This is a genomic window from Endozoicomonas elysicola, from assembly GCF_000710775.1.
In the GTDB taxonomy this organism is placed as follows: Bacteria; Pseudomonadota; Gammaproteobacteria; order Pseudomonadales; family Endozoicomonadaceae; genus Endozoicomonas; species Endozoicomonas elysicola.
The window spans coordinates 462,304-479,778 of record NZ_JOJP01000001.1 but is presented as its reverse complement, the minus strand read 5'-3'; the positions used below and the strand labels follow the sequence as shown (position 1 = coordinate 479,778).

The following is a 17,475-nucleotide window of genomic DNA, read 5'->3' as shown; positions in this document are numbered from 1 at the left end:
TCGTAAAACCCTGATGCACCTGTATCGATTCGAGGCATAAGATGGTCTTTGCACAGAGCAGCTTGGGGAAGCAGACTATGAGAACGATGATATCAACAGGTTTCCGGCTCACAGCCATGGCCTCTTTAGGATTCTGGTGGGCCTGGCTAATGGCAGGTGCTGCTTATTACTACACAATTGAGCAGGCCTCTGTGTGGGCATCCTTTACTTCTGGAGCCGGTATCAGCCTGGTCATAATGATTTGTGGAGTTTTCAGCGCAATGATTTCTGACTCTCTTCATTGAGAACATGCTTCACAACACTCATCCAATCACTTGCTGTTTGACTTCAATCAGCAACCTCACATCAGGGTCTCTTTTAAACTTATCGTAGCGGCCCTTAACTCCCCTTTTTGACGACACCATCCACCTATTAATCATGTCTATTTTTCATATACGCAACTGGCTTGCGAGCCTGACTGTTGTTGTCTTTTCTTCTGCACTTTATGGCAGCCCTCCAGCCAGCTTCAGCAGTGCAAAGCGGGAAGCCGCCAAAATATACGACAAAAATCTAACTAGCTTTTACTGCGGCTGCCCTATAAGAAAAGAAGGAAAAAAACTGGTACCAGACCTGGAAGCCTGTGGTTATTCAATCCGTAAACAGGCAGCCAGAGCAAACCGGATAGAATGGGAACATGTTGTACCTGCCTGGGCATTCGGACACCAACTGCAATGCTGGCAGAAAGGAGGACGAAAAAACTGCAGTCGAAACAGTCCTGAGTTTCGTGCAATGGAGGCAGACCTTCATAACCTGGTTCCCGCAGTTGGCGAGGTGAATGGAGATCGCTCGAACTACCGTTTTGGTATGTTGAGCAATCCTCCCAATTATTATGGCCGATGTGATTTCCATGTTGATTTCAAGGCAAGAGTCGCTCAACCACCAGAAGGTCAGCGAGGAAGTATTGCCCGGATATATCTCTATATGTCAGATAAATACGCTTTCAAACTTAGCAATAAGGAAAGAAAGTTATTTGAGACTTGGGACAGGATGTACCCGGTAACCACTTGGGAATCAGAACGTAATCAGAAAATCAGTAATATCCAAGGCTGGGGAAATCCATATATTGATAGAACAGATGAAGGTTAAATAACGGTCACAACAGCTAGAAGCATTCAGAAATGTACTGCTCATAATAATGGAGATTTATCACCGTAAAGGTGAGCAGGCATGTCTGAGTCGAAGCGCTGAGCGATATCCGATAACAGGCATCCTTCTATATTCCAAATAGCCTTTCTCATCTCATTTAGCCGATTATACTCTTGAGTGAATTTGCCGTAATTCTCATCATCTTCTGTATTCTCCCGCTTTAAAATACAATTAGATATTCTTTTTGCTATATCTTCTGATATTTCCTTAAGACATTCATGAAATACTCTTATACAATCACTACTGATAGTTAATAAATCAGAATTAGCAGTCCCTGTAGATTTTAGTTCATGCGTATTATTCAGCATAGAGCGACCTAATAATTCCAACTTCTTAAGCTGATATGGGTAATAAGGTGCCGGCCTATCGATCTCAGAACTTTTAACATAGCATTTTTTATACATTTTTAATGCTGCAAGTGTTGTACAAAAAACCTTAGATATTAAGCTATCTAACCTTAAATGCTGATCTTTAGACAATAGCCTCTGGAAGTTTTGACTATCAAGATGCTTTATACATAGCTGAATGATATTATGGTAACGCTCACAAGTAGCTAGAGCGAAACGAATATGTCTACCACTAAAGACATTATGTTTAACTAGGTTTAATACATGAAAACAATATAAAATAACTCTTTTTTGAGTATGAAGCTGCTCTGACCAATGATCCGTCTCATCATTCTTAAGAACACTATCAAGTGATTTTAGCTCTTCCAAAATTTCATCATATGAAGCGATCATACTCACCGTTGAATGATATTTATGCAAATGGTCTGGGTTTGCTAATCTGGTCCTAATCCCCCCAAGATCTGGAGTGAAAGCATGACGCCTAACATTCACACAACTATACTTTACTCTTTCTGATGCAACACTTAATGGTGTCCACTGAGCCATTTCAGATCTAGTATGTTCACGTAATCGATCTAATAATAATTGACGATCAGTATAATTGATCCATAAAAATCCTTTTGTACCTAATAAAGGTTCAAGGTGAGTAGTAGATTTTTTATCGACATGACGCTTAACATCAACCAGTTCTTGTCCTGATAACCTGCTATCCAAACTGGCAGAGTAATCGAATATTTCAATGATAGTATGAGCCAAAGTATCTGGAATTTTATTTTTCAATAGCAACTGAAGTACCAACCCATGCAACAATCCTAATATCGAATTAATGTTTTCAACACACTCAGGGCTTTCAAGCATTTGTTCAATATAACTATCATTCTTGAAATTGAGTAAAACACTAACCTTTATAATTCGACATATTTCTTTAATATCGGGACTAGATTCAGAAAATAGATAATTTAGCTTTTCGACCACGAAAGAGGGAATAGTACTTTGATAGCAGAACTCCATTACCCTGGATCTTTCTAAAAAGTGATTTGCAACTGTTCTGTTTTTTTCATCGAGAATACCAGTTTCTATAAAATACTCATACAATGATATTACTGGCCTTAGTCTAACCAAACCGAAGTCTTCAATGTCATGTATATCACCTTTAGCCAGACAGATAATTCGATGAAAAGCTTCATCCATATACAAAGGGGTAATAACCATAGCCAAATTTAATATAGTGTCATTCAGTGACTCACACTTACCTTCTGAAATTTCACCCATTAATTTCGGAAAAAATTCTATAACATGATGATAAACATCAGATCCTCCACCTTGAAAAAGCCAACATAGATATTTACAGTAACCTTCACTTTTCACCGCATAAAGTACTGATGGCCTACGTATTGTAGTCGCATCAAGCCAGCGCAGATCTTCCTTAAGGTATTGTACTTGTTTATTGATCAGCCTATCGCTTTTTTCATATGATAAAGTATGCCAATCAAATCCCATGACATCATTGCATAAACTCTCAACTCTAGGTAATAAATGAGCAATGTCCGCAACCTTATTTGAGAACAATGAGGAGTTATTTTTTAAATCATTTTCCAAATAATCTATGCAGAAACCAAATGTGTATCGAGCCAACCTGACACAAGAGACTAGCTGCCAAATATCCGCCTCATCTTTGACACTTTTTTCCAACTTCTCAAAATAATCAATAACAGCCTCAAGCCAATTTGAGGCCGACCTATATAAATCTTGACTTTCTAAAAATCCATTCCTGAATAGTCCTGTTAAATTTTCAAATTCACTTTTACGTGTTACAGCTAAATATACTAGCCTTTCTGAAGGCCTGTTGTATTTTTCAAAAAGATTATCTCTAATTAATTCAGGCTTTAGAGAAACTCTATCCTCTATTATTTCAACACCATTTTTTCCCTTTGGATTTGCAACAACTGCTGACCAGGCTTTTTCACTTGAAGCAACCTGCTTTTCTTTGTAAAGAGATAGATTATGCTTTTGATCCAGGCTAGCAATAACTGCTCCTAAAGGTAGAGCTGGAGAACCTGTCTTTTCCCTGTGAGCTTCGACCTCCATAGATGAATACTTTCTGGTAGTAGACATTTGACAATTCACCGTCGGCTCAGCTTCATGTACAAAGTGAACTTTTCCTGAAGCAGAAGACTTAACCATTTGAGCCCAGCTTCTAGTAGCAGTGGATTGAACCAGATAACCTTCGGCGATAATCAAAGTACTATGATCACTCCTTTGACTGTTATCTTTCAGTATGCCATCTGAAGACGGAGTATTGCTTTGATTCGAGTCGCTAACTAGTACATCTTCCTCTCTTTCATGAAATAAATCTTCATCAGGAGAGACACTTTCACTCGAATCAAGCTCTTCGTCATGAGTAGTTTCTGTTGCCAAGTCAGAAAGAATTCCAGACAACTGATCTCTAAAAGCATAACATTTTTTTTCTTCCAACCCTGCATTGATTAAGTGCAGTAACGTAAGGTGAATATCTTGTAACAGCATGCAGTTTTTGGCCAGATAATGTCCATATCTTGATTTTGAAGGATCTAATCTAAGCACGTCATAAACTTGGTCCAAAAAACGCTGAACGCAAAGTACAAATACCTGTGCACACCCATTACAACCATATACACTACCAATAATATCTCTTAGGTGTATTGATGTTAAAATTAATAGCCATTCTCTGGCAAGCTGCTGCTGATTCTCTCTATCTACTGTCTTTTTCTTTTTATGTTTAAGCACACCTTCCAGGCTATTCTGTATTTTTTCATGCCCGTACAATAGGTTGCTCACCCGCTCCCTTGTAGGTATAACTGACTTTATTGCTTTGTTTGAAAAGATATCAAATTCAAGCTTATCCAGAGCCTCTTCCACAGATACATGTATGACTTCAGCCTGATAAACATCACTCGCTGTCTTTACGGGCTTTTTCTTTTCTTGTTCCCCTACAGAAATGACAGAAAGCATTGTACTGCTTTTTTCCGAAACAACCCTTGCCCATGACTGGAGCTGACTCTCACCAGCTTGAGCTGCTGGATTATGAGGCATAGCTATAAGCCCTGGCTCAGATTTCTCTCCTCGCCTACAATCAGTTTTGGGATTTTCTATGCTAGATAATGTTACTTTCCACCCTGGCTTTATCCAGTCTAGAAAATCATCCTTGCTTTTAAACGGGTTTCTGATTTTTATACCATGAGATCTAGGGGCAACATAAATTTTTAGTACTTCCGGAAGCAAATAGTTAAACTCAGATTCATAAACATAACCAATCATTACCTGGTATTGTGAAGCATCTTTTACTAATTCAGTGTGGCCTGCTAAATACTCCAGAATACTAATTAATAATTGCTCAATATCGTTTTTAACAACAGGGAAAATTTTAGACGTCATAGGGTTTTCAAGAATTTGAGTTATTATAACCCAGAAAACCTTACCTAAATTAAGAGCACGATTAGTCCATTGTTGACGCCCCCCCCCTAAAACACATGATATAAACTTCCCATATGCTCTTATAATTTGCTTTCTCTCCACGTCTCTCGCATCGTCCAGATGCTCAAACAAAGTATTAAAGTAGCTTTGTAAAACAAAGTATTTATTGACAGGGAAATTATTTTTCCTATAGCAGTCAAGGACATGATTTTCAATGGGCCAGATTACAGCCTCACAGTATTGATGCTTTATTTTATTAAACATCAAAATAATTCTCTGATTTGTAATATGCTTCCTGATTGGTTTAATAAAGTGATTATATTCAAAGGAGATATCTAGCAGAGGAGTCCCTACACCTTTACCTTTCCTTCTAGCTTCTTTAAAATTTTCCGTTATCCTGATAAGAAACTCAAAATAACGATAAGCAGCTATTTCCATAACCTTAACGACTGACAAGTAATCATCACGATCTCTCATCAACCTTTCCTCATGGTGCATAAGATATACAGCCATACCCTTAAACCAACACTCAGGCTTTTCCATTATTTTCTGAGCTTCCCCACAAGAAACCAGTTCTTTTTTTAAATCATCTCGCCTGTTTCGCGACTCAAGAACTCGTTCAACCTCACTCTCATTTATCCCTCCCTTAACAATGGGTAATTTTATTTTTGGTACTCTACTTACCATAGATGGAGCTCTTAATGTACTAGTGAGTACAGAATCTTCCTCCAGGACTTCTTCAGTTTGGTTATCAGCCCACCGAATAACTCTTTCTAGCTGCGATCCAGATACCCAACCTTTTGTTTTAAATTTTTCACAGAGAGTTCTTACCTTACCTTTATCAACACCAGACAATTGCCTTTCGACTACTTTATTAATGGCTTCTTCAATATGATTTTTGCAATTAGTAAATTCAAGAGGAGTACGTTGCTGTGTAACGATATCACTATTATTAAATACATAAGTGTCAAAATGCTGAAATGCTTTGAGTGGGAACTGACTATTCAGTTGGGTGTAAAAATCACGCCATGCTGCTTTCAATCCATTTGAAAAATTGACGGAAAGAGTCTGTATGAGTCCATCGGGATTTGCCCCAAAGCACTTTAGCAAAGGCATATATTCTCTCAATACGAATAATGAGTTATCCCTGAGTTGACAGGAATTCATTTTTCTCTCTTCCTTAATAAAAAGAAGAACATGATCTGATAGAATATGTTTCAGTAAATCATCAAGATCTTTCAGTTTACTGCCTTTAATAGAAGATGAAGGAGAATCTCTATCAATAGCTCTTGCCACGATAACACGATTTCTCAAACACCATGCATATTGATAGACCAGTAGCCAGTCTTTTCTATCAGGATTCTGGGTCTTCTGATCATCCTTGGCTCTCATCAGGTAACCCTTTAACTCAAACAGAATTGTTTCGAAACAACTGCCATACAAGTCTCCCATTCGTTTGAAAGGTCTTGAATGCCTTGCATGCAAAGTCCATTGCTCCATGGCTACGACTTTGTGACTCCGCCACTCGTGCTCGACCTCTGACATAAGATCAAGCTTCTCTTTAATTGTTTTTATTCTTGAACATTGACCTTCTTCACAGATTGATTCATCGATTCGTATATATTTATGCCAGAGTTTAGTAACCTTCTCCCTGGTTATCTGTTGCTGGTTTTTAACCTCCTCTATGATATCAATCTGAGTAATTTTGTTGACAACATCCTGATGAGTAGTGTGTTCACGCTTATTAATACCCCCATGCTTCACCCCTTTTAGTACAGCTGCATAACTGAGCGATGAAGAGCTTTTCTCATGACTCTGATACTTTTTGACCACACCAGCGTAACTTTTTGATGAATGTTCAATATGTCCACAGGTTTCTTTCTTATCAGTAAGATCTCTGACTCCTAAAGCAGCAGCATAAGTTATTTTCATTGATTGACTTGGATTTAGACTCCCTCCTTGTTTATCTTCATCAGGTAGCTTAACTTTTTTTGGATGAGAGCATTGGCTAACAACTGTAATCCGCTCCCTCCCTTTTTCATGGTCAGGCATTACTTGTAATATATTTGCATAGGTCTTATTTTTGAGACCTTCAGCGACAGATTCAGTCGTCATTACAGACTTTGGGGGCTTATTTGATTCACTTCCTGTTAATTTTGAGCCCCCCCCATCAACATTATTTTTCTGAACCTTATATTTACCAATTCCTCTTATTTCAGTCATTACTTTTTCAGTAGTAGCTGCTGATGGCTTTATTGAAGCAACCTGAGCCCAGGATCGACCGCTGCCAGAGGCTGCTTTTGATGCACCTGAAACAACTTGGCTGTAACTAATTTGATCTACCGTCTTCACTTCCATTCACTGGATCTCAACACAGGTGCCAGACGGAAAATATAGTTAAAGTTTTGGTAAATAAAAGGTTATTGTTCCAATACATTATGCCAACAGGTATATAACCGTTATTTGAAGTTACAAATGAAATAACCCCCACTGTATTGCGAATTTTTTCTACTGACCCACAAGATAAGTGACGCTTTATTTCTCATGATCTTCACATTCCACACTGCAATAAATTTAATGTCATGAAAGATACTTGGTATCATTGCCTGTCCGGTTATCAGTTTCTCAAACAGGTTTAAGCATGACGGAGCAGATCATTATTGGCGATGACGGGGTTGAGCGTCAGTCCCTGCGAGCATATACAGAGAATGCGTACCTGAATTATTCCATGTACGTTATTCTCGACCGTGCTCTGCCCCATATCGGGGATGGCCTAAAGCCTGTTCAACGACGCATCGTTTATGCGATGAGTGAGCTTGGCCTGAAAAATACGGCCAAATTCAAGAAGTCCGCACGTACCGTGGGTGATGTACTTGGTAAGTTTCATCCCCATGGTGACAGTGCTTGCTATGAAGCCATGGTGTTGATGGCACAACCTTTTTCGTATCGTTACCCACTGGTCGATGGTCAAGGCAACTGGGGTTCTCCAGACGATCCCAAGTCATTCGCGGCCATGCGCTATACCGAGTCTCGTCTCACTAAATACGCAGATACATTACTGGGTGAGCTCGGTCAGGGAACGGTGGACTGGGTTCCTAATTTCGACGGCACGCTTGAAGAGCCTTCTATTTTGCCAGCTCGCCTGCCAAACCTTCTGTTAAATGGAACAACCGGTATTGCCGTCGGTATGGCAACAGATGTTCCACCTCACAATCTACGTGAGGTGGCGAATGCCTGTATTCACTTATTAGAAAACCCAAAGGCAAACGTTGCCGAGCTTTGTGAGTATATTCAGGGGCCTGACTTCCCAACAGAAGCTGAACTCATTACTCCCAGAGCAGACCTGATCAAAATGTATGAGCAGGGAAGGGGATCCCTGAGAATGCGGGCGGTTTATCAACAAGACAGCGGGGATATTGTTGTTACAGCACTGCCCCATCAGGCCTCTGGCGCCAAAGTTCTCGAGCAGATTGCAGCACAGATGCAGGCTAAAAAGCTGCCAATGGTTGCAGACCTTCGCGACGAATCTGATCATGAAAACCCGACCCGACTGGTTATTGTGCCCAAGTCAAACCGGGTGAATGTCGAAAGCCTGATGAACCACCTGTTTGCCACTACTGATCTGGAAAAAACCTACCGGGTTAATATGAATATGATCGGTGTCGATGGCCGTCCTCAGGTCAAGGCTCTGGATAAAATGCTGAGCGAGTGGCTGGCCTGGCGAAGTGAGACTGTCCGCCGTCGTCTACAGCATCGACTGGATAAGGTTCTCAGTAGGCTCCATATTCTCGAAGGCTTAATGATCGCCTTTTTGAATATTGATGAAATCATCGAAATCATCAGAACCGAAGATAAGCCAAAGCCAATTCTAATGGAACGTTTTGGTCTTTCAGATATTCAGGCTGAAGCCATTCTTGACCTTAAGCTACGTCATCTTGCCAAACTTGAAGAGATGAAAATTCGTAGTGAACAGGATGACCTTGAGAGTGAGCGAAACTCACTTGAACTGATTCTTGGCTCAGAAAAACGCCTTAAGACGCTTATTAAAAAAGAAATTAAATCAGACTCTGAAAGTTTTGGCGACGATCGTCGTTCTCCTATCGTAGTAAGAGCAGAAGCTCAGGCATTATCACAAACTGATCTAATGGTGTCCGAGTCGATAACCGTAGTGCTTTCTAATAAAGGATGGGTTCGCTTTGCTAAAGGACACGATGTTGATCCATTGACGCTTAATTACAAATCTGGCGACAATTATCGTCTATCCGCCAAAGGAAGAAGCAATCAGATATCTGTGTTTTTAGACTCAACAGGGCGAGCCTATTCGATTCTTACCCATACCCTTCCTTCAGCAAGAGGCCAGGGAGAACCGTTAACAGGACGAGTCAGCCCTCCCTCTGGCGCAACATTTGAGGGACTGTGTGTAGGAGATAGCAGTGATTGTTATCTGCTGGCCAGTGATGCAGGTTATGGTTTTATTGCCCAGTTTTCAGATATGGTGAGTAAGAATAAAGCAGGTAAGACCCTGTTGACGCTGCCTAAAAATGCTCATGTTATGCCTCCTATCCCAATAAGCAGCAACAATCCAATGTTGGTTGCCATCACCAATGAAGGGCGGATGTTGATGTTTCCATTACAGGACCTTCCAAAACTTGGCCGCGGCAAAGGCAATAAAATTATCAATATTGCTTCAGCTCGTGCGGCTGAAAGAGCTGAGTTGATGAGCCAGCTAGCCATCATTAATGAAGGTGATGCGCTCACTCTCCATGCAGGTAAGCGGCATGTCACTTTAAAATCAGGCGATCTTGAGCACTACCGGGGAGAGAGAGGAAGAAGAGGAAACAAGCTGCCCAGAGGGTTCCAGAAAGTTGATAAAATTGAAGTCGTTTCTGCAGGTTAACCTGCAGAATACTTTGTTTGATATGCGGTTTTATAATCCGTTTGACTGTCTTTTCGGATAAGCCTTTCGAGGCTTAATCCGATGACGTTCTCCCCCCTGAACAATATAAATCCATATAATATAACGATCTTTTTATTTAACTATTTATTCCACAACCACCCAGAATCATTTGACAGATACTTTCTGTATATGCCTCTACATCTTCAGACTCAAGCTCTTCTTTCCCTAAAACAGAAGCAACCTGAGGCCCATAATCGACGTAATACTGAGTGGTTGCCCAAATAGTAAATAAAAGGTGGATCGGATCAACCGGTTTCATTTTTCCTTGTTCAATCCAGCCTCTGATCACCCCTGACTTTTCCTGAATCCAGTCATTAAATGGCTGTAAGTGATCTTTTATATGCTGGCCACCATGCAGTATCTCACTACTGAAAATACGCGAAGCATTGGAGTGCGCCAGAACATATTTCATTTTTGCCCTGATGAACTGTCTTAGTGCAGTCGCAGGATCATCATCTGGGTTCAGACCACTGAATACAGACTGCCAGAGCTCCATAATGTGATTAAGTACGGCACCGTAAAGCTCTACCTTACTGTTGAAATAGTAGTGTACATTGGCTTTTGGTAAGCCCGCTCGATGGGCAATATCACGAATGGACGCCCCCTTAAAGCCACTGGCTACAAACTCATCTTCTGCGGCTTGAAGAATAATTTGAATGTTTTTCTGCCGGACCCGACTATTTTTCAATCCTGCCTGATCTGTTTTTGAGGGTGATGGTTGCATACTGAATACCGTACCTTGCATTGATTATACTCGATTTGAATATAGACAAGGGACGGGCTTTTTCCATGGCTTGATAAAACACGACAGAATTCAAATAAAAAATTCTGTCGTGTTTATCGAAATACCATGCTGATTACAGCCTCTCGATGTAATTAAGAGTTATCAAGATCTCGGTGCATATTCAAAGACATCAGAGTGAATATACTCAGCTTTAAAATTTTCTGCGACGAGTGCATCAAAAGTTGCATATACCATTTGCGGAGACCCGCTGATAAAGACTTCACTATCGATAACAGAATCCTTGTCGTCTATTACCGCTTCAAACAGAAGCCCCTGACGCCCTTTCCAGCTATCTTCGTCAAGAGTATCACTCACCACCGGATGGTAGTGAAAGTGAGGAGAAGCCCAGTGAATTGGAAGATTAGGCATATAAAACCCTTCTGGAGAGCGAGCTCCCCAGTAAAGATAAATATCTTTATGGTCAGGCTTTGCCAATGATAGCTCAATCATGCTCTTCATTTGGGCAAATCCAGTACCTGCCGCGATAAACACCAGAGGTTTATCTGGAATGCTTTCAAGAAAGCACTGACCTTTTGGCATCCTTATCGAGACACTACCCTGCTCAAGCTCATTAAATAACTTGATTGAATTAGCGCTGGAGGGCAGCTTTTGAATATGTAACTCCAGCTCCTTCTGCATTGGCACCGGAGGACTGGCTATTGAGAACGCGCAGGCTTCGCCACCTGTCAGAAGAATCTCAAGGTATTGCCCAGCCCGATAGTCTGGGATATAACCCTGATGACACTTGAGGGTTACGCGGTAAATACCCTCTGATAGCAACTGAAGATCTACAACCTGACAAGACTGAGTGGAAACTTGGTTGATCTGCACGAATACCGCTACCTCTAAAACTCAAAACATCAGGAACCCAAGGTTGCCTGGACCTGCATAACACTGGAATACCATCATAAGCGTTACTCTTATAGGAGGTTGGCCGATAATAGTGCCCGTAGCGAGGATGGCAAAAAATTGAGGATACAAATTCCGTTTTGTGATGTGAATAGTGGTTCTATTTGCCGTACAAAACGAAATTTTTAGCCCAATTTGATGGCACCCTAGCAGGGCAATCTATTCTCGGTCAGTCTCCCAGGCCAAGTTGATCCCAAATCTCATCAACTCGCTGCTTAATAGTATCCGTCATCGATATTGCTGTTCCCCACTCCCGGCTTGTTTCCCCTTCCCACTTATTGGTGGCATCAAAACCAACCTTTGACCCGAGCCCTGCAACGGGAGAAGCAAAGTCAAGGTAGTCGATAGGAGTGTTCTCAATAAAAACCGAGTCTCTCTTTGGATCCATACGGGTCGTCATGGCCCATATCACATCATTCCAGTCTCTGGCGTTCACATCATCATCGGTGACTATCACAAATTTTGTATACATGAACTGACGCAGGAATGACCAGACCCCTAACATAACGCGCTTTGCATGCCCTGGGTACTCTTTACGCATGGTAACGACAGCCAGCCGATAAGAGCAACCCTCCGGAGGCAGATAAAAATCAACGATTTCCGGAAACTGCTTCTTGAGAATAGGGACAAAAATTTCGTTAAAAGCCAGCCCCAGTATTGCAGGCTCATCTGGCGGTCGCCCTGTATAGGTGCTGTGATAAATGGGGTTGCGCCGATGAGTCACACACTCCACCGTAAATACAGGAAATGACTCAATCTCATTGTAATAGCCAGTATGATCGCCATAGGGGCCTTCATCAGCCACTTCCCCAGGATATATAAAGCCTTCAAGCACAATCTCAGCACTGGCAGGCACCTGCAAATCGTTAATGTGGCTTTTAATCAGCTCTGTTTTACTGCCCCTCAACAAGCCGGCAAACGCGTATTCTGATAAAGAGTCAGGAATAGGTGTAACAGCACCCAGAATTGTTGCTGGATCTGCACCCAGGGCGACTGACACCGGAAAAGGTGTATCAGGATATTTCTTCTGCCAGTCTCTGAAGTCAAGGGCACCACCCCGGTGAGATAGCCAGCGCATAATCAGCTTATTCTTACCGAGAAGTTGCTGACGGTATATCCCAAGGTTTTGGCGTTCTTTTTCCGGTCCTTGAGTAATAACCAGTGGCCAGGTTATTAATGGAGCCGCATCGCCTGGCCAGCAGGTTTGTATGGGTAGCCTGGTCAAGTCTACGTCATCACCTTGAAGGATCACCTCCTGACAAGGCGCAGACTTAACCACTTTGGGTCCCATATTCAACACTTGCCTGAACAGTGGCAGTTTTTCAATCGCGTCCCTGAGCCCCTTAGGGGGATCTGGCTCTTTCAGATAGGCTAATAACTCACCGACCTCTCTAAGGGCACTGATATCCGTCTGTCCCATCCCCATGGCAACACGCTTCTGGGTACCAAACAGATTCCCCAGAACGGGCATGTCATAGCCTTTCGGATTCTCGAATAACAGAGCAGGACCACCTTTTTTTAAGGTTCGATCACAAATTTCTGTCATTTCCAGAACTGGATCAACTTCAACCTTAATTCGCTTGAGTTCACCCTGTTTTTCCAGCTGGTCAATGAAATCCCGGAGATCCTTATATTTCATGGGTATTTCTTCTTTAGGTCTGGGCAGTTTTTACTCTGGATGATGAAAAACTACTTCTGTTGGAGTGGCAATAATAGTGTTGGTGATGGTTATTTATTATCAAGGTACAACCTTTAACAACTACCCTGCACTTATCTTTCTGATTCTGAGGCCTGAGTATTAATTTGGGGGATCGTAAAGAACCATTTCATTTTTGACTCTGGCACAGGTTTTTAACACTTCACCAATATAGAAATGGGTTTGCAGGGAGCATAAAGTTTATCTCCCTGCATAAAGGCTGTAATGACGCAAACACACCACACAGCCCTCATCATACAAATACAGAATTACTTCCGCTTCATGGACTGGAAGAACTCATTATTTGTTTTGGTGTGCTTCATTCGATCGAGCAAGAACTCAATAGCCTGAATTTCATCCATTGGGTGCAGAATCTTACGCAGAATCCACATACGCTGGAGCTCTTCTTCTGTCGTCAGCAGATCTTCCCGACGTGTGCCTGATCTGTTGATGGCGATAGCAGGGAATACGCGCTTTTCAGAAGCTTTTCGGTCTAGATGAAGTTCCATATTACCGGTACCCTTGAACTCTTCAAAGATAACCTCATCCATCTTGGAGCCAGTATCGACCAGAGCAGTTGCCAGAATGGTCAGGCTACCACCCTCTTCGATATTACGGGCCGCACCAAAGAAACGCTTAGGGCGCTCAAGAGCATGAGCATCGACACCACCGGTCAAGACCTTTCCTGAGGAAGGAATAACCGTGTTGTATGCACGAGCAAGACGAGTGATGGAATCGAGCAGAACCACTACATCTTTTTTGTGCTCAACCAGACGCTTGGCTTTTTCCAATACCATCTCGGCAACCTGAACGTGCCGGGAAGGAGGCTCATCAAAAGTCGATGCGACTACTTCACCATGGACAGAACGGGACATTTCCGTTACTTCTTCCGGACGTTCATCAATCAACAGAACAATGAGGTGGCATTCCGGGTTATTTCGGGCAATGTTGGCAGCAATATTCTGCAACATCAACGTCTTACCCGCTTTTGGCGGAGATACGATCAGACCACGCTGACCTTTCCCGATAGGCGCAACAAGGTCAATGATTCGAGCCGTTAAATCCTCTGTTGCACCCGTTCCCCTCTCCATAGTGAGACGTTTCTGAGGAAATAAAGGCGTCAGGTTTTCAAAAAGGATTTTATTGCGAGCATTTTCTGGCTGGTCAAAATTGATTTCATTAACCTTCAGAAGGGCAAAATATCTCTCTCCTTCTTTTGGCGGCCGGATTTTTCCGGAAATCGTATCACCCGTTCTCAGGTTAAATCGGCGAATTTGGCTCGGGGATACATAAATGTCATCAGGTCCTGCCAGATAAGAGCTATCTGCAGAACGGAGAAAACCAAAGCCATCCTGGAGAATTTCCAGAACACCATCACCATAAATATCTTCACCACTACGCGCATGACGCTTGAGAATGGTAAAAATGACATCCTGCTTCCTGGAGCGGGCAAGGTTTTCGAGACCCATTTCATTCGCTATCGCCAGAAGTTCAGGAACAGACTTTTTCTTCAGTTCGGTAAGATGCATAACCAGTAGTTTGCGAATGTTAAATTGAAAGGTAAGAGGCCGTTGTCTTTGCAGGAAGATCAGAAAGTTTTTGGCTTATTATGATAAAGGACAACTATGTGTTGATTGATGCCTGCGAGTGTTTATAACGGCAGCCCTGTCTGGGCCTTATCCCTGATTGGTCAGTAGATTCCTGACAGCCCTGTGAAATTACAGTCTATATCCTTTTCTGGAAAATAATCAAGAATAAAGGGTTCGTCAACTGAATTGATTTAAAAATTTAATCCGCTCTCAACATATAAAGTCGTCAAAAAGGATCAGATGGGTGGCTGCTGCACAAGTCATAACCACCCGAACTGACAGAAATTACAAATTACTGTCCAGGAAAGCTGTCAGCTGAGATTTGGACAGTGCGCCTACCTTGGTAGCCTCAACGTTTCCACCCTTAAATAGCATAAGTGTTGGAATACCACGTACACCATATTTAGGCGGAGTTGCTTCATTTTCATCGATATTCAGCTTACAAACGGTAAGCTTTCCTTCGTAATCCTGAGCAATTTCATCAAGAACCGGTGCAATCATTTTGCAAGGACCACACCATTCTGCCCAATAGTCAACCAGCACCGGACATTCCGCCTTCAGAACCACTTCTTCGAAGGAGTCATCTGTCACTTTGACAATTTCGCTCATGGAATGGATCTCCTAACCATGGTACCTAGAGAGTACTTATAAAGTATTTAAAGTCTAATCGGGAGCCTTGACCATGGGCACACCAAACTGGCTGCCTGAGAGTATCACCGGCCCAGAACTGATTTATTATGCCTGATTCATGGAATTTTGTGGCTTTTTTTTCTATAAAAATGCCATTAACCAAATAAGCGCTGAAAGATTACTGTGCTGCATAGGGCAATTTTCAAGCACTTAAGCAGTTTTATGTTGGACAGCACAATCAATAAGATTTGTGCGAATAATTCTATTAAAGTTAACATTTCAACATTTGTTATGCTCCGGCCTGCAACTCAGTATTGCTATTCTGACAGAGCGAGGGGCTGGCAACGCTGAAAAACATAATATTTTCAATCCACTAACTATGAAATATCATGACACAACAAGGGCGTGAACAGTCCAGCAGCCTGCCATTGGTAGCAGCCATAGATCTTGGCTCAAACAGCTTTCATATGATCGTTGCCAGGGTCGATCAAGGTGAAATAAGACCTGTAGAAAGGCTGGGTAAGAAAGTTCAGCTGGCAGCAGGCCTTAATCGACATGATGAACTCACAGCTGAAGCCATGGAGCGCGGCTTCAGCTGCCTCGAACAGTTTGCACAATATCTGTCTGGAAATACCTTTCAGGCCGTCAGGGTCGTAGGCACCAATGCGCTGAGAAAAGCCTACAACAGCAATGTTTTTGTTGAAAAAGCTCATTCTATTTTAGGTTATCCCATTGAAATAATTGCGGGCAGAGAGGAAGCCCGTCTGATTTATCTGGGGGTAGCCCAAACCCAATCTGATGATAATGAACGCCGGCTGGTTATGGATATTGGTGGGGGAAGCACTGAGTTTGTTATCGGGGAACGTTTCGAACCCAAGCTTATGGAAAGCCTTCACATGGGCTGTGTGGTATTTACCGATCGTTTCTTTGGTACTGGTGAGTTAACTGTACAACGATTCCAGTCCGCTTATTACGCAGCACGACTTGAATTACTAAATATCGAACAATCATTTACCCGGCTAGGTTGGGTTGATGCCGTAGGGTCATCGGGGTCCATTCGTGCTGTCAGCAGTATTCTTCAAGCAATGGGTGAAAGTGAGACTATCACCCGGGATAGCCTGGAGATGCTTAAGCACAAAGTGCTTAAATTTAACCATATCAGTCGTGTGCGCTTCCCGGGGTTAAAACCCGACCGTCAGGCAATCTTTCCGGCTGGCCTTGCTATCCTGATAGCTGGTTTTGACGCCCTTGGGATAGAGCGTATGCACTACTCCGAAGGGGCGCTAAGAGAAGGTGTTTTACATGACATGCTTGGTCGTGATCGTCATGAAGACGTACGCGAACGAACAATAAATGCTCTGATGAGCCGTTATCATGTTGATGAGCAACTGGCCTTTAGAGTCATGACGCATGCTCAAGAGTGTTTTTCAATGGTTGCTGATACCTGGCAACTAAACGGAGAAGATCTTGAGCTACTTTCCTGGGCAGCCAGAGTGTGCCAGATAGGATTGGATATCTCCCATACACAATACCACCGTCACGGAGCTTATTTGATCGATAACTCTGATCTGATGGGCTTCAGTAAGAGGGAGCAGCAGCAGCTGGCCCAACTCGTCAGAGGGCATAGGCGCTCAATATCCAAGTCATCACTGTCCGGATGGCCAAAGGAGATATCCCGAAGGTTAATGCATCTGATTATACTGCTCAGAGTTGCCAATGTACTTAGTCATGGGCATTATGACGACGCCTTGCCGGAGTATTCCATGAGTGTCTCCAGGTCAACCATATCTCTGTTTTTTCCTGATGGATGGATAACCCAGCACCCTCTGACTGCAGCGAACTTTGAATCAGAACGCAGCTATCTGGCCAAAGTTGGTTTCAAATTAGTGGTAACCTAGATTCTTAATATCAATTGCACCATTGAT

The 17,475-nt window shown here is 42.4% G+C and carries 10 protein-coding genes; 4 read left to right on the top strand and 6 right to left on the bottom strand.

The annotated features are described in order from the left end of the window. Positions 1-77 precede the first annotated feature (77 nt). Positions 78-284 (top strand): hypothetical protein, encoded by a 207-nt coding sequence (locus tag GV64_RS02055; protein WP_152553897.1) that lies wholly within the window; start codon positions 78-80, stop codon positions 282-284. A 133-nt stretch (positions 285-417) separates the two neighbouring features. Then, on the top strand, positions 418-1,125 hold the full coding sequence (locus GV64_RS02050; protein ID WP_020582162.1) for an endonuclease: 708 nt from the start codon (positions 418-420) through the stop codon (positions 1,123-1,125). A gap of 41 nt (positions 1,126-1,166) precedes the next feature. On the opposite strand, the gene GV64_RS02045 is transcribed toward GV64_RS02050, so the two are convergent. Then, on the bottom strand, positions 1,167-7,343 hold the full coding sequence (locus GV64_RS02045; protein WP_020582163.1) for a hypothetical protein: 6,177 nt from the start codon (positions 7,341-7,343) through the stop codon (positions 1,167-1,169). 283 nt (positions 7,344-7,626) lie between these two features. On the opposite strand from GV64_RS02045, the gene parC reads away from it, so the two are divergent. Continuing rightward, positions 7,627-9,882 carry a DNA topoisomerase IV subunit A gene (gene parC / locus GV64_RS02040; RefSeq protein WP_020582164.1) on the top strand — a complete coding sequence of 752 codons (2,256 nt, stop codon included), beginning with the start codon at positions 7,627-7,629 and terminating at the stop codon, positions 9,880-9,882. A 136-nt stretch (positions 9,883-10,018) separates the two neighbouring features. Here parC and GV64_RS02035 read toward each other — a convergent pair whose 3' ends face one another. From GV64_RS02035 to trxA, 5 genes are all read right to left on the bottom strand, one after another. Then, positions 10,019-10,666 (bottom strand): TetR/AcrR family transcriptional regulator, encoded by a 648-nt coding sequence (locus GV64_RS02035; protein WP_020582165.1) that lies wholly within the window; start codon positions 10,664-10,666, stop codon positions 10,019-10,021. A 162-nt stretch (positions 10,667-10,828) separates the two neighbouring features. After that, entirely contained in the window at positions 10,829-11,557 is a 729-nt protein-coding gene (locus GV64_RS02030) for an NAD(P)H-flavin reductase (RefSeq protein ID WP_020582166.1), read from the bottom strand. 247 nt (positions 11,558-11,804) lie between these two features. Then, complete coding sequence (ubiD, locus tag GV64_RS02025) at positions 11,805-13,274, bottom strand: 4-hydroxy-3-polyprenylbenzoate decarboxylase (RefSeq protein ID WP_020582167.1); 1,470 nt, start codon at positions 13,272-13,274, stop codon at positions 11,805-11,807. Between the two features lie 326 nt (positions 13,275-13,600). Further along, the gene (gene rho / locus GV64_RS02020) at positions 13,601-14,860 is read right to left on the bottom strand and encodes a transcription termination factor Rho (RefSeq protein ID WP_034843937.1); all 1,260 of its coding nucleotides are present in this window, start codon (positions 14,858-14,860) and stop codon (positions 13,601-13,603) included. 345 nt (positions 14,861-15,205) lie between these two features. Then, positions 15,206-15,529, bottom strand: coding sequence for a thioredoxin TrxA (trxA, locus tag GV64_RS02015; protein ID WP_020582169.1), 324 nt, complete (start codon positions 15,527-15,529; stop codon positions 15,206-15,208). A gap of 410 nt (positions 15,530-15,939) precedes the next feature. On the opposite strand from trxA, the gene GV64_RS02010 reads away from it, so the two are divergent. After that, complete coding sequence (locus tag GV64_RS02010; RefSeq protein WP_020582170.1) at positions 15,940-17,448, top strand: Ppx/GppA phosphatase family protein; 1,509 nt, start codon at positions 15,940-15,942, stop codon at positions 17,446-17,448. Positions 17,449-17,475: the final 27 nt, after the last annotated feature.

What these genes read in the sequence shown, in the direction of transcription:
- rho (WP_034843937.1), bottom strand. Translation starts at nt 14,860, where the DNA reads ATGCATCTTACCGAACTGAAGAAAAAGTCTGTTCCTGAACTTCTGGCG.
- parC (WP_020582164.1), top strand. Translation starts at nt 7,627, where the DNA reads ATGACGGAGCAGATCATTATTGGCGATGACGGGGTTGAGCGTCAGTCC.
- GV64_RS02010 (WP_020582170.1), top strand. Translation starts at nt 15,940, where the DNA reads ATGACACAACAAGGGCGTGAACAGTCCAGCAGCCTGCCATTGGTAGCA.
- trxA (WP_020582169.1), bottom strand. Translation starts at nt 15,529, where the DNA reads ATGAGCGAAATTGTCAAAGTGACAGATGACTCCTTCGAAGAAGTGGTT.
- GV64_RS02045 (WP_020582163.1), bottom strand. Translation starts at nt 7,343, where the DNA reads ATGGAAGTGAAGACGGTAGATCAAATTAGTTACAGCCAAGTTGTTTCA.
- GV64_RS02055 (WP_152553897.1), top strand. Translation starts at nt 78, where the DNA reads ATGAGAACGATGATATCAACAGGTTTCCGGCTCACAGCCATGGCCTCT.
- GV64_RS02050 (WP_020582162.1), top strand. Translation starts at nt 418, where the DNA reads ATGTCTATTTTTCATATACGCAACTGGCTTGCGAGCCTGACTGTTGTT.
- ubiD (WP_020582167.1), bottom strand. Translation starts at nt 13,274, where the DNA reads ATGAAATATAAGGATCTCCGGGATTTCATTGACCAGCTGGAAAAACAG.
- GV64_RS02035 (WP_020582165.1), bottom strand. Translation starts at nt 10,666, where the DNA reads ATGCAACCATCACCCTCAAAAACAGATCAGGCAGGATTGAAAAATAGT.